Consider the following 12,243-nt stretch of genomic DNA (forward strand, 5'->3'; position numbering starts at 1 on the left):
GGGGCTGGCGTCAGGCCAGGGTGTATTTGCCGGAGAGCTGCTGGGCCAGCAGCTTGAACATGTTGAACACCGCCATGGTCTTGCCGGTCGGGGTGCCGTCCTCTGCCAGGAAGAACTCCCCCTTGAACACCAGAATGTCCCCCTTCTGCTCCACCGAGTCGGCGCGCATGCCGTGGATGAAGTCCTCGTGTTCACGAATGATCTTGTTGGCCATCTCCAGCAGGGCAGTCTCGGTGATCCGCTCTTTTTGTGGTTGCATGCTCGTCTCCTTAAACGACTACTGGGCAGGGGCACAAGGGTCGGCATGGCCGGCGCACCCCGCCTCTGATTGAAGAGGGGGCCAGCATACTGCAAAGCGGGATTTTCTGTCATTGATATGACCCCGCATTTTCCCGCTTTGCGCTCTTCCCTTATCCCAGCACCAGATTGCGCAGCCAGCGCCGCTGGCGAATGCGGCGCTGCACCAGCAGCACCTTGGAGAGCTCCTCCAGCAGGACCACCGCCACCACCCAGGAGAGGGGCCAGCCCAGCAGGCTGACCGCCACCCAGGCCAGCGGCAGGCCGATGCACCACATGCCGACGATGTCGATGAAGATGCTGTAGTTGACGTCCCCCCCCGAGCGCAGCACCCCGACGATCCCCACCATGTTGAACACCTTGAGCAGCATGCCCAGACACATGATGGCGAGCACCTGGCCGGCCTCAGTCATCAGCTCGCCCGGCAGGTTGCCGACCCATTGCAGCAGGCTGCCCTGCATCAGCCAGACGGCGGTCCCCACCAGCAGGGCGCCGACGGGGGCAAGCAGCAGGAAGAGCTGGGAGTGCTGCCAGGCCTCGTCATACTCCTCTGCCCCGAGCCGGTGACCGAGCAGGGTGGAGCAGGCCACCGCCAGCCCGAAGAAGAGGGAGATGAGGATGCTCTCCAGCGTGCCGAGGGTGGTCATGATGGCCAGGGCGTCGGTGCCAAGGTGCGCGTAGAGGAAGCCGTAGAGCAGCATGCCGAAGGCCCAGAGCCCGTCGTGCAGCAACAGCGGCAGGGCGATCAGGGTGAAGCGCACCACCTCCTTGCGCCTGAAGGCGGCGAGCCAGTCTTGCTTGCGCGGGATGAGACGGGGCTCTGCACGCCACACATAGGCAAGCAGCAGCGCGGTCTGTAGCAGGCGCGAAAGGGTGGTGCCCCAGGCGGAGCCGGCTACTCCCATGGCCTCGGCGCCGAAATGGCCGAAGATGAGGGCATAGTTGAGGATGACGTTGGCGATGATGGCGATGATGCCGATACGGGTCGGCGCCGCGGCATTGCCCACCGAGCGCAGGGCCGACTCCAGGGGCACCACCACGGCGGTGCAGAGGATGGTGGCGCCGGTGATCATCAGGAACTCGTCGGCCAGCTCGCGCAGCGCGGGCTCCTGGCTGGCAAACCCGAGCACGCTGCCCGGTGAGAACACATAGACGAGGGCAAAGGGCAGGCTCACCGCCAGGGCGCCCACCAGGGCCAGGGCTAGGGAGCGGCGCACCCCGGCCATCTCGCCACGGCCGAAATATTGTGCTGCCAACACCGAGACCCCGCCCGAGAGCCCCGCTATCACCAGCAGATTGAAGAAGAAGACCCGGTTGCCCAAGCCGACCGCCGCCACAGCCGTGGTGCCGAGCTGGCTCACCATAATGATGTCGATGAGGCCGAGCAGGGAGAACATCATGGATTGCAGCGAAACCGGCAGGGCCAGTCGCCACAGTCGCGTCATGAACTCGCGATCGGTGGTTTGTTTTAAAATCGCTTGCCAATAATTCATTTATGTTAACCGGGTTGGTAAAAATCAGGGTTTGTCGTGGGTATGATAGGGGTGATATCGGGAGGCTTCACTGTGAGCCTCTCTCGGCTTTCTTGTGCAAAACTATCCTGTTGAGGTGCTATGCCATTTATCAGCGAGTGTCTGGAAATCGCCCCGGCCTGCGAAGAGCGGATGCTGGGACGCGAAGGGCTGCCCCTGCTTGGGGAGGCAGGCGTCTTCCTGACCGGCCTCTCGACGATACGGGAGCACTACCTTATCCGCCGCAACCGACCGGAGTTTCATATCCTGATGGTGAGCCATGACGAGGGGGGCGCCCTGCTCACCGATGGCGGGGAGCAGCCCATCCCGGCGGGAGCCCTGGTCTTTCTCCCGGCCGCCGTGCCGGGGGGCCTCAGGCTGGTGGGGGAAGCCTGGCATACCAGCTGGATCCTGCTGGACGACGTGCCGCGCTGGCAGCATCTGCACCGGCTTGGCCATCGCATCTGGCAGGGGGAGGAGGGGGAGCAGCTCTATCACCTGCTCAGCCTGATGCAGGGGGAGGGAATACGTTCGCCGCTCCAGCCCCAGCTGCTGAGCCTGTTGCTGGCGCTCTTGGAGCGGACCCTGCAGGGGGAGGTGCGCGGCACGCCGGAGCTGCGGCTACAGGCGCTGTTTCGGCGGGTGGAGGCACGTCTGGACGAGCCCTGGAGCGTGGCCCTGCTGGCTGATCAGATGGCCTGCTCGGTACCCCATCTGCACCGGCTCTGTCAGCAGGTGTTCGGCATGGGCCCCATGGCCTGGCTCACCGGGCTTCGCATGAACAAGGCGCGCCAGTTGCTGCTCTACACCAACTGGCCGCTGGCCGAGCTGGCGGCCCGGGTCGGATACAGCGACGGCGCCAACTTTGCCAACCGTTTTCGCCGCCTGACGGGTCAGACTCCGGGGGCCTTTCGTCGACTGGGTCGCAAACCTTTCGCAAGGGAGGTGCAAACCCTTTGAAATTGTTGGCTCAAGCCCATAGGATCGACGGGCCACACAGTCAAGGTACAGATCCATGTTTGAAGATAATAATCAGAAACGTCCCCTCTACATTCCCTACGCAGGTCCAGCCCTGCTGGAGACGCCGTTGCTCAACAAGGGCAGCGCCTTCACCAGCGAAGAACGCAGCAGCTTCAATCTGGAAGGTCTGCTGCCCCAGAACATCGAAACCATCGAAGAGCAGGCAGAGCGTGCCTATCGCCAGTTCATGGCGTTTGGCAACGACATGGACAAGCACATCTATTTGCGCAACATCCAGGATACCAACGAAACGCTCTTCTACCGCCTGCTGAACAACCACCTCACCGAAATGCTGCCGGTCATCTACACCCCGACGGTCGGCAAGGCGTGCGAGGAGTTCTCCAACATCTATCGTCGTGCCCGCGGCCTCTTCATCTCCTATCCGGACAAGGACAGGATCGATGACATGCTGCAAAACGCCACCAAGCAGAACGTCAAGGTGATCGTGGTCACCGATGGCGAACGCATCCTGGGCCTCGGGGATCAGGGCATCGGCGGCATGGGCATTCCCATCGGCAAGCTCTCCCTCTACACCGCCTGTGGCGGCATCTCCCCGGCCTACTGCCTGCCGGTGGTGCTGGATGTGGGCACCAACAACCAGCAGCTGCTGAACGACCCCTTCTACATGGGGTGGCGCCATCCGCGCATCTCCGGCGAAGAGTACGACGAGTTCGTCGATGCCTTCATCCAGGCGGTCAAGCGCCGCTGGCCGGACATCCTGCTGCAGTTCGAGGATTTCGCCCAGGGCAATGCCACCCCGCTGCTCAACCGCTACAAGGATGAGCTGTGCTGCTTCAACGATGACATTCAGGGGACCGCCGCGGTGACCCTGGGCAGCCTCATCGCCGCCTGCAAGGCCTCCGGTGCCAAGCTCTCCGAGAAGCGGGTCGCCTTCCTCGGGGCGGGCAGTGCCGGGTGCGGCATCGCCGAGCAGATCGTGGCGCAGATGAAGGCCGAAGGGCTGACCGACGCCGAGGCGCGGGGCCGGGTCTTCATGGTGGACCGATTCGGTCTCATCACCGACAAGATCCCCAACCAGCTCGACTTCCAGCGCAAGCTCTCCCAGCCGGTCGAGCGGATCAAGGAGTGGCCGGTGGGGGACAACATCTCCCTGCTGGAGGTGATGGAGCACGGTCGCCCGGACATCCTGATCGGGGTCTCCGGCCAGCCCGGCCTCTTCACCGAAGAGGTGGTCAAGACCATGCACAAGCACTGTGCCCGTCCCATCATCTTCCCGCTCTCCAACCCCACTTCCCGGGTGGAAGCCACCCCGGCGGATCTCATTCGCTGGACCGACGGCCAGGTGCTGGTCGCCACCGGCAGCCCGTTCGCACCGGTGGAGTACAAGGGCAAGCGCTACGTCATCGCCCAGTGCAACAACTCCTTCATCTTCCCGGGTATCGGCCTTGGGGTGATCGCCTCCGGTGCCAACCGGGTGACCGATGCCATGCTGATGTCGGCCAGCCGTGCCCTGGCGGATTGTTCACCCCTGGTGAAGGGGGAAGAGGGCTCCTTGCTGCCGGATCTGGCGGACATCCATCAGGTCTCCCGCTACATCGCCAAGATGGTGGCCAAGACCGCCATGTTGCAGGGCAAGGCGGTGCAGACCCCCGATGATGTGATCGATCAGGCCATCGAGGCGAACTTCTGGCGCCCCGAGTACCGCCGCTATCGTCGTACTTCCTTCTGATCCCAAGGGGACAGACATGCAGAAGGGATGCCTCGGCATCCCTTTTTTGTGCACGGCAGTGAAGGAAGAGGAGGTTATTGTGCCGGTTGCTCGGCGGGTGCGGGCTCGGCGGGATTGCTGACGCCGGTGACCCGGATTTCGACCCGGCGATCCGGGGCCAGGCAGTCGATGAGGGCGGCCCTGGCCTTGATGGCATCACACTGGGTGCCGGTGACCGGGTTGCTCTCGCCGTTGCCCTGGATGCTCACCTTGTCGGCGGGCAGCCCCTTGCCAATCAGGAAGTTGGCGACCGTGCTTGCACGGGCCTCCGACAGTGCCTGGTTGTTGGCATCCGAGCCGATGCGGTCGGTGTAGCCCATCACCATGGCGTTGCCATCCTTGGGTTTGACGTCGACGATCTGCTGGTAGAGGGCGTCGAGTGCCTGCATCCCCTCCGGTTTGAGCTCCGCCTTGCCAAAGGCAAACAGCACATCCGAACTCAGGTTGAAGGTCTGATCCACCGGCTCGGGAGCCGGGGGCGGCGGTGCCACGACCAGAGGCGCGGCCACCGGCACTGCGGCGACGGTGCGATTGGGGTGAAGCACCAGCTCGATGGTGGCGGTACTGATGTCGCTGACCCAGCGTTTGGTACCGCTGCCCACCTTGTCGTTGTCAGGATCGTCCCCGACTCGCACCATGTAGCGGTAGCGGGTCTGGATGTCTACCCAGTCGCTCAGTCTGGCGGTCAGGCCCAGACCCGCCAGGGGAGCCAGATTGTCATCTCCCCCGTTGACGGAGTCGACGTGATAGAGATAACCGCCCCCTTCGGCAAAGACAGAGAAGATGTCCCCCAGCGGCAAACGGCCAATGACCGACAGGGTGGCCCCTTTGCTGTTGAAGTCCTGGCCGGCAATATCCCAGTCACCGGTGGAGAGGTAGCCGAGCTCTGCCCCCAGATTCTCGTTGTAGTTGTAGCCGACAAAGGCGTTGATGGCGGTTGCGTCCTTGCCGACGTCCTGGCTGAAATCATCGATGTCATGGGCAAAGGCCCAGCCACCCCCAGCCCCCACATACCAGTCGTGAACAGGTGCCGCCTGGGCGGCACTCGTCGCCAGTGCCAATGCAATCCACACAGGTTTCAGTCTTATGTTCATCGCGTATCCTCGTCGATGTTGGGTGTTATAGGGCTCCCAGCCCTTTGCTATGTATAGCCAACATTATGTATAGGCGATGTGAGCGCTTTAACCATTTAAGTGACGCATCTGTATGGAGAATCGGTGGGGCAGGCAGGTGGGCGGCCCGCGTTGGTGGTGCCGTGCGGGCATTAAAAAAGGGGCCGGAATGGCCCCTTTTTGCAACAGGTGGTCAACCTCTTATTGCTGCACTTCCTGTACGCCGGTGACGCGGACTTCGACGCGGCGATCCGGTGCCAGGCAGGCGATCAGCTGAGCCTTGGCCTTGATGCCGTCACACTGGGTACCGGTGACCGGGTTGGCTTCACCACGACCTTCGATGGATACCTTGCCAGCCGGCAGACCCTTGCCAACCAGGAAGTCGGCCACGGTGCGGGCACGGGCTTCAGACAGCTTCAGGTTGTAGGCATCGGAGCCGATGCGGTCGGTGTAACCCACCACCACGGCGCTGCCATCTTTCGGCTGGACGTCGACGATCTGCTGATACAGGGTATTGAGCGCAGCAGCCCCTTCCGGCTTCAGGGTGGATTTGCCGAAGGCAAACAGCACGTCCGAGCTCAGGGAGAAGTTCTTGTCGACCATGACGGGTTCGGGAACCAGCTCGGGAGCCGGTGCCGGGGCCGGTGCCACATAGGTGGTGCGGTTCGGGTGCATCACCAGTTCCAGGGTGGCGACGCTCATGTCGGTTTTCCAGGTTTTCTGATCGTCACCCAGATCCCACATGTAGCGGTAGCGGGCCTGCAGGTCGATAAGGTCGGAGAGCTTGGCAGTCAGACCCAGACCCGCCAGCGGCGAGGTCCCGTTGTCGCTCTGGCCATTGCCGTTGACGTGGTTGAAGTAGGCACCCCCTTCGGCGAAGACGGAGAAGATGTCATTCATGGGCAGGCGTGCGATACCGGACAGGGTGGCACCCTGGGTCTTGAAGTCGACGCCATCGACGCCAGCCTTGCCGGCATAGAGATAGCCGAGCTCGGCGGCAAAGTTCTCGGTGAAGTTGTAACCGCCGAACAGGGAGAGCGCGGTGGCGTCCTTGTCAGCATCCTGGCCGAAGGTATCCAGGTCGTGGCCATAGGCCCAACCTGCACCCATACCCGTGTACCAGTCGTCGGCCGCCTGAGCGGTGGTGGTTCCCATGGCTGCAATGGCCAGAGCAATCAGGGTTGGTGCCATTTTCATTTTCATCGTTTTATCCTCGTTGAGTTGCCGTGCTATGGGCGTACTGCGCACTCTTTGTTATACCGGTCGCAGATGACACTTCATGTGCGACACCGTGAGCGGATCACGGACGGCTTGAATAAAAAATGGATGGAAACCTGGATTCTCATGAAGCTGTTTCTCCATGGACAACTAACCGGGCACTGAGCACTTTTAATAGTTCATCCAATGTCTTACAAGCGTTGCTACTGTATTCTTTTGAATCAGCGTGATCAAGTTTCTGCACAGATATGCAGCGCCGACACCGGTGTCGCGGGGCCGTAATACGGGGGTAAAGGGGAGAAAAGGTGAGACAGAGAGAGTCGCTGGGGGGAGGAGAGAGACAGCAAAAGGGGATGCCGTTGCATCCCCTTTTTTACGTTACCTGAGCGAAGTCAGATTACTTTTGAACTTCTTGTACGCCGGATACGCGAACTTCTACGCGACGGTCCGGAGCCAGGCAGGAGATCAGCTGAGCCTTGGCCTTGACGCCGTCACACTTGGTGCCGGTGACCGGGTTGGCTTCGCCGCGACCTTCGATGGCAACCTTGCTGGCAGCCATACCCTTGCTGACCAGGAAGTTGGCAACGGTGCGGGCACGAGCTTCAGACAGCTTCTGGTTGTAAGCGTCGGAACCGATACGGTCGGTGTAACCAACAACAACGGCGTTGCCGTCTTTCGGCTGGAACTCAACGATTTGCTGGTACAGAGCGTTCAGGGCTTGCACGCCTTCGGCCTTCAGGCTGTCTTTGCCAAAGGCGAACAGCACGTCGGAGTTCAGGGCGAAGTTCTTCTCAACGATTTGCGGAGCCGGGGCCGGTGCTTCTTCAACAACCGGGGCCGGAGCAGGCGCTACGTAGGAAGTACGGAACGGGTGGTAAACGGCTTCCAGGGTCGCAACGCTCTGGTTGGACTTGTAGCGTACGTTGTCGGCGTGCAGGTCAGCCACGTCCCACATGTAGCGGTAGCGAGCTTGCAGATCCAGCGCGTCGTTGACCTTGTAGGTCACACCGGCACCGGCCAGCGGGGATACTTTGGTATCGCTGGTGCCCAGACCGTCGGTGTGGCCCCAGTAGGCGCCAGCTTCACCGAACAGGGAGAAATCGTTGCCCAGCGGCAGACGAGCGATACCGGACAGGGTGGCACCCTGGCTCTCGTAACGGTTGCCGTCGGTGTTGCCACGGCCGGTGTACTGGTAGCCCAGCTCGGAACCGAAGTATTCGTTGAAGTTGTAACCAACGAAGGCATTGGCAGCAGCCGCATCTTCTTCGCCAACGTTCACGCCTTCGATCTTGTTCAGACCGTTGAAGTGAGTTGCACCAACACCGGCGCCGAAGTAGATGTCGTCAGCGGCGTGAGCTGCAGTTGCACCCATGGTGGCCATAGCGATGGCGATCAGGGAAGGAGCCATTTTCATCATAAAATAATCCTCGTTGAGATGGCACGTTGTTCACGTGCTTCGCACTTTGTAATTTATGTAAGCTGCTGGCTCTGTCGACCAACGACGTTGGTGCGAACAGGGATCCTAGATCCATCCAGGAGGCACGTATCTGGGTGCACAAGTGTGCGGGTTGCACTGTCGACAATGCATACTCCGCCACGAACAGCCGACGTCATTCCGATGACGTGGCGCACTTTATGCCCATTTCAAAACATGATCAAGCTCACAGATAAGGGATGGGGCAAATTGTGTCGTAGGGATAACTGGCTGTTTCTTGGGATTTATTAGTGATCCAAGTAGGCGCGATGCAGTTTCTTCTCAAGCTTCATATAAGCCTCAGCCCAAGCGTGCCGCGGGATGGCGTCACCCGCCCTGACCGAGAGGACCGCAAGATAGTCCGCCTCGGTTGCTTCGCACAGCAAGGGTATGAAACTGAGCAAGAAGTGACGGGCGAGGTAGGGATCGAGAGGCCAGATGTTGAGGATGGCCCGCGCCACGGGCTGGACGGCAGTGGAGCAGATGAAGTGCCGATGACCCGCTTCCAGCCATTGGGCCATCTCGGCGAGGCTTTCTTCCGGCACGATGCCGCCATCGCCTTTCTCCCTGGCCAGCGTCATCGTGTGACCATTGCCCAGTGCCAGGGTGCCGTTTTCTGCCACGACGCCGTCGTGGCTGCGCAGGGGAAGCGTCGTCTGGCCTTCAAGATAGAGGCTGCAGCTGTCCGGGAGGGCCGCCAGCACGGTGGCGGCGTCCCCCTGCATGGCCATAGGCAGCCAGAACGCTTCGGCCCGGGTCTGCAGACCCTGGGCGAGCTGACGGGGGAGGGAGTCCGGGTCGGAATGAAGACGGGAAATGATGCCGGGAAATGCCATGTTGATGACTCTCTTGGAAATAACCGGCGAATTATACGAGGGATGGCCGGGCAACAAGAAAGGTTTCTTTTCGAGACTGTTTACCTGAGGCGACGCAGCGATTACCATCCCCGAGGTTTGTGAAGGGTTGTCGTCGAAAGACGCTGATTATAGATAGAGGCTCGACCATAACGAGTCCGTTCAAAACTGATACACTTGACTACGAGTCGTCGCGAAAAATAAAGGTGGAGTCAATCCGCCGAACGGAGTATGGAACACATGAATTCAAATATCGTAACTGTTGGCAAGAAGATCCGTCAGATCCGCGAAGCGGTAGGCCTAAGCCGTCCCAAGTTTGCCGATCTGCTGGGCGTCCCCCCAACCACCCTGAAGAACTATGAACTGGGTTACCGTGAAGTCGGAGGCGCCTTCCTGGTTGCCCTGGCCCACCACCCCGATCTGCACAAGTTCACCCTCTGGCTGCTGGCTGACAAGAAAGTCGCCGAAATCGGCCAGATCGGTCCGGACGATATTGCCAAGGCTTGATTCAGTTCAACCTTGATAAAAATGCCGCCCTCGAGGCGGCATTTTTTATTTGTCAAAATGGATGATTATTTAATTAAATGATGGGTTGTGTGCGGTCAACGGCGATTTTCACTAAATCATCTTGTCGGGCTGGATTAATCCACGGAACACTCCGACCCTTTTAATTCAGGCGGTGATCCACACAGCGAGACAACGATGAGCCAATCCATTACCAAAGTCAGAGATGGGTTTACCAGCACCTTTGGCGTGCTGGCCGCGACCCTGGGGTCTGCCGTCGGGCTCGGCAATATCTGGAAGTTTCCCTATCTGACCGGTGAGAACGGTGGCGCCGGTTTTCTGCTGGTCTATGTCATCGCCACCCTGCTGGTGGGATTGCCGGTGATGATCTCCGAGATCATGCTGGGGCGCGAGGCCAGGACGGATGCGGTCAGCGGGCTCATCAAGCTGGCTCCGAAGGGGCAACCCTGGTGGCTGATCGCCGCCATGGGGGTGAGCGCGGCCTTCCTCATCATGTCGTTCTACTCCGAGGTGGCGGCCTGGGTGTTTGCCTACATCTTCAAGGCGGCCAGCGGCGAGATCCTCTCCACCGATCCCGCCGTCACGGGGGCTGCCTTCAATTCACTCATCACGGATCCCTTGCAGAGTCTGCTCTGGCAGTGGCTGGTGCTGGCCCTGATGGGGGGGATCTTGCTGATGGGGGTCTCCAGGGGGATCGAAGCGGTCACCAAGCGGTTGATGCCACTGCTCTTCATCCTGCTGCTGGTGATAGGCGTGCGCAGCCTGACTCTGCCCGGAGCGAGCGAAGGACTGCATTTCCTGTTCTCGCCGGATTTCTCCAAGGTGACCGCAGGCGTCGTGCTGACGGCCATGGGGCTGGCGTTCTTCAAGCTCTCCATCGGGATGGGCTGCATGATGACCTATGGCAGCTATTTTCGCGATGATCAGCACATCCCTCTCACCACGGTACGGGTGATGTGCGCGGATCTCTTCGTCTCCATGCTGGCGGGGATCGCCATCTTCCCGGCGGTGTTTGCCTTTGGCTTCGAGCCGAGCGCAGGCCCCTCCCTGCTGTTCATCACCATACCCGCGGTCTTTGCCAGCATCCCCTTTGGCCACCTCTTCATGGTGCTCTTCTTCGTGCTCTCCGCCATCGCAGCCACCGGGGCCATGCTCTCCATCCTGGAGGTGCCGGTCTCGGTGCTCTCCGAGCGCTTTCACATGAGCCGCACAAGGGCGACCCTGATCAACCTGCTGGTGCTGGGGGCGGTCGGCTCGACCTGTGCGCTCTCGAGCAGCACGCTGGCGGATGTGCAGGTTGGCGGGAAAACCTTCTTCGATCTGTTCGACTTCGTCTCTTCCAACGTGCTGATGCCCCTTGGCGGCATCTTCCTCTGCCTCTTTGTGGGCTGGGTATGGGGATTCGAGCGGATGACGACGGCGCTGACCAATGGGGGCAAGCTGGCGCTGCCCATCCTCAGCCCCCTGTTTTTCATCATCCGCTATGTGTCGCCGCTGCTGATCCTGGTGGTGATGCTCAAGGGGCTGGGGCTGTTCTGAGCCGCGTAACCCGAAACAAAAAAGCGCCTATTGGCGCTCTTTTTGTCTTTTACCCCGATATGCCTTCATATCAGGCAGAGTCGTGACAGCTCCTCCTTGAGCTGCTCCAGGTTGCGCTCGACACAGGCTTCCCCCTCGTTGATGGCGTCGCTCGCGCGGTGGAAATCCATGATGGAGAGGTTGCCAAGGCGCGGGCAGAGCTGGATCTCGGGGGGATCCCCGGCCATCCGGGCACGGGTGATGCGCTCCTGCATGATGTTGATGGAGCCCGTCATCACCCCCCACATGCCGGGGGTACTGGGTTCGCGCTCGCCCCGGTTCAACCACTGGCTGAGCAGCCCTCCCTGCACGGGTTCGTCCGGTTCGTCGGTCCAGGGCTGATGCATGTCGGTGTTGAGGTTGACGGCGATCACCACCTCGGCTCCCATGGCGCGGGCCAGGGAGATGGGGACCGGGTTGACCACGGCCCCGTCCACCAGCCAGCGATCCTCCACCCGGGTCGGGGTGAGCAGGCCGGGCATGCCGCAGGAGGCGCGCACACACTGGCGAAGCGGCCCTTCCTGCAACCAGATCTCGCGACCGGTATCTAGTTCGGTGGCGACGCAGGCAAAGGGCAGCGGCAGGCTTTCGATGGCGGGATCCCCCAGATGGCCGGCGGCGATGCCAAACACCTTGTCACCGCGAAACAGGCCGCCTGAGAGGGCAGGATCGAGCAGCCCCATGACCTGCAGGCGGCTGAAGCCGCGCACCCAGCTCTCCAGCTTGTCCAGTTCACCTGCGGCATAGGCGGCGCCGACAAAGCTGCCGATGGAGCAGCCAGCCACCAGATCCGGCTTGACGCCCAGTCGCTCCAGGGCACGGATGATGCCGATGTGGGCCCATCCTCGGGCCGCACCGCTGCCCAGGGCCAATCCCAGACGGGGTTTTCGTGACACAGTTGCGTCTCCTGACATGAAGTGGGAGT

General features: G+C 61.2%; 11 protein-coding genes. 4 read left to right on the plus strand and 7 right to left on the minus strand.

Annotation, left to right across the window (positions count from 1 at the left end):
- Window positions 1-10: 10 nt before the first annotated feature.
- Window positions 11-259 (minus strand): YciN family protein, encoded by a 249-nt coding sequence (locus J9893_RS17345; RefSeq protein ID WP_010673495.1) that lies wholly within the window; start codon window positions 257-259, stop codon window positions 11-13.
- Window positions 260-410: 151 nt separating this feature from the next.
- Window positions 411-1,790 carry an MATE family efflux transporter gene (locus J9893_RS17350; protein ID WP_210601656.1) on the minus strand — a complete coding sequence of 460 codons (1,380 nt, stop codon included), beginning with the start codon at window positions 1,788-1,790 and terminating at the stop codon, window positions 411-413.
- Between the two features lie 120 nt (window positions 1,791-1,910).
- Here J9893_RS17350 and J9893_RS17355 point away from each other — a divergent pair, with 120 nt between their 5' ends.
- Together J9893_RS17355 and J9893_RS17360 are read left to right on the plus strand one after the other, a co-directional pair.
- Window positions 1,911-2,768, plus strand: a complete 858-nt coding sequence (locus tag J9893_RS17355; RefSeq protein WP_041213342.1) for an AraC family transcriptional regulator — start codon at window positions 1,911-1,913, stop codon at window positions 2,766-2,768.
- A 55-nt stretch (window positions 2,769-2,823) separates the two neighbouring features.
- Window positions 2,824-4,518 (plus strand): NAD-dependent malic enzyme, encoded by a 1,695-nt coding sequence (locus J9893_RS17360; RefSeq protein ID WP_039039301.1) that lies wholly within the window; start codon window positions 2,824-2,826, stop codon window positions 4,516-4,518.
- A gap of 74 nt (window positions 4,519-4,592) precedes the next feature.
- Here J9893_RS17360 and J9893_RS17365 read toward each other — a convergent pair whose 3' ends face one another.
- From J9893_RS17365 to J9893_RS17380, 4 genes are all read right to left on the minus strand, one after another.
- The gene (locus J9893_RS17365; protein ID WP_048208140.1) at window positions 4,593-5,651 is read right to left on the minus strand and encodes an OmpA family protein; all 1,059 of its coding nucleotides are present in this window, start codon (window positions 5,649-5,651) and stop codon (window positions 4,593-4,595) included.
- A gap of 219 nt (window positions 5,652-5,870) precedes the next feature.
- Window positions 5,871-6,872, minus strand: a complete 1,002-nt coding sequence (gene ompA / locus J9893_RS17370) for a porin OmpA (RefSeq protein ID WP_210601655.1) — start codon at window positions 6,870-6,872, stop codon at window positions 5,871-5,873.
- 412 nt (window positions 6,873-7,284) lie between these two features.
- The gene (ompA, locus tag J9893_RS17375; RefSeq protein ID WP_010673501.1) at window positions 7,285-8,304 is read right to left on the minus strand and encodes a porin OmpA; all 1,020 of its coding nucleotides are present in this window, start codon (window positions 8,302-8,304) and stop codon (window positions 7,285-7,287) included.
- Window positions 8,305-8,609: 305 nt separating this feature from the next.
- Window positions 8,610-9,197 carry a hypothetical protein gene (locus tag J9893_RS17380; RefSeq protein ID WP_111896972.1) on the minus strand — a complete coding sequence of 196 codons (588 nt, stop codon included), beginning with the start codon at window positions 9,195-9,197 and terminating at the stop codon, window positions 8,610-8,612.
- A gap of 258 nt (window positions 9,198-9,455) precedes the next feature.
- Between J9893_RS17380 and J9893_RS17385 the strand changes: the two genes are divergently transcribed.
- Both J9893_RS17385 and J9893_RS17390 read left to right on the plus strand, forming a co-directional pair.
- Window positions 9,456-9,722 (plus strand): helix-turn-helix transcriptional regulator, encoded by a 267-nt coding sequence (locus J9893_RS17385; RefSeq protein WP_010673503.1) that lies wholly within the window; start codon window positions 9,456-9,458, stop codon window positions 9,720-9,722.
- Window positions 9,723-9,917: 195 nt separating this feature from the next.
- Complete coding sequence (locus J9893_RS17390) at window positions 9,918-11,279, plus strand: sodium-dependent transporter (RefSeq protein ID WP_210601654.1); 1,362 nt, start codon at window positions 9,918-9,920, stop codon at window positions 11,277-11,279.
- A gap of 65 nt (window positions 11,280-11,344) precedes the next feature.
- Here J9893_RS17390 and rssA read toward each other — a convergent pair whose 3' ends face one another.
- Window positions 11,345-12,214, minus strand: coding sequence for a patatin-like phospholipase RssA (rssA, locus tag J9893_RS17395; RefSeq protein WP_029313973.1), 870 nt, complete (start codon window positions 12,212-12,214; stop codon window positions 11,345-11,347).
- Window positions 12,215-12,243: the final 29 nt, after the last annotated feature.

The sequence above is a fragment of the Aeromonas sp. MaB10011B genome (assembly GCF_017939325.1).
In the GTDB taxonomy this organism is placed as follows: Bacteria; Pseudomonadota; Gammaproteobacteria; order Enterobacterales; family Aeromonadaceae; genus Aeromonas; species Aeromonas caviae.

What these genes read in the sequence shown, in the direction of transcription:
- J9893_RS17345 (WP_010673495.1), bottom strand. Translation starts at nt 259, where the DNA reads ATGCAACCACAAAAAGAGCGGATCACCGAGACTGCCCTGCTGGAGATG.
- J9893_RS17350 (WP_210601656.1), bottom strand. Translation starts at nt 1,790, where the DNA reads ATGAATTATTGGCAAGCGATTTTAAAACAAACCACCGATCGCGAGTTC.
- J9893_RS17355 (WP_041213342.1), top strand. Translation starts at nt 1,911, where the DNA reads ATGCCATTTATCAGCGAGTGTCTGGAAATCGCCCCGGCCTGCGAAGAG.
- J9893_RS17360 (WP_039039301.1), top strand. Translation starts at nt 2,824, where the DNA reads ATGTTTGAAGATAATAATCAGAAACGTCCCCTCTACATTCCCTACGCA.
- J9893_RS17365 (WP_048208140.1), bottom strand. Translation starts at nt 5,651, where the DNA reads ATGAACATAAGACTGAAACCTGTGTGGATTGCATTGGCACTGGCGACG.
- ompA (WP_210601655.1), bottom strand. Translation starts at nt 6,872, where the DNA reads ATGAAAATGAAAATGGCACCAACCCTGATTGCTCTGGCCATTGCAGCC.
- ompA (WP_010673501.1), bottom strand. Translation starts at nt 8,304, where the DNA reads ATGATGAAAATGGCTCCTTCCCTGATCGCCATCGCTATGGCCACCATG.
- J9893_RS17380 (WP_111896972.1), bottom strand. Translation starts at nt 9,197, where the DNA reads ATGGCATTTCCCGGCATCATTTCCCGTCTTCATTCCGACCCGGACTCC.
- J9893_RS17385 (WP_010673503.1), top strand. Translation starts at nt 9,456, where the DNA reads ATGAATTCAAATATCGTAACTGTTGGCAAGAAGATCCGTCAGATCCGC.
- J9893_RS17390 (WP_210601654.1), top strand. Translation starts at nt 9,918, where the DNA reads ATGAGCCAATCCATTACCAAAGTCAGAGATGGGTTTACCAGCACCTTT.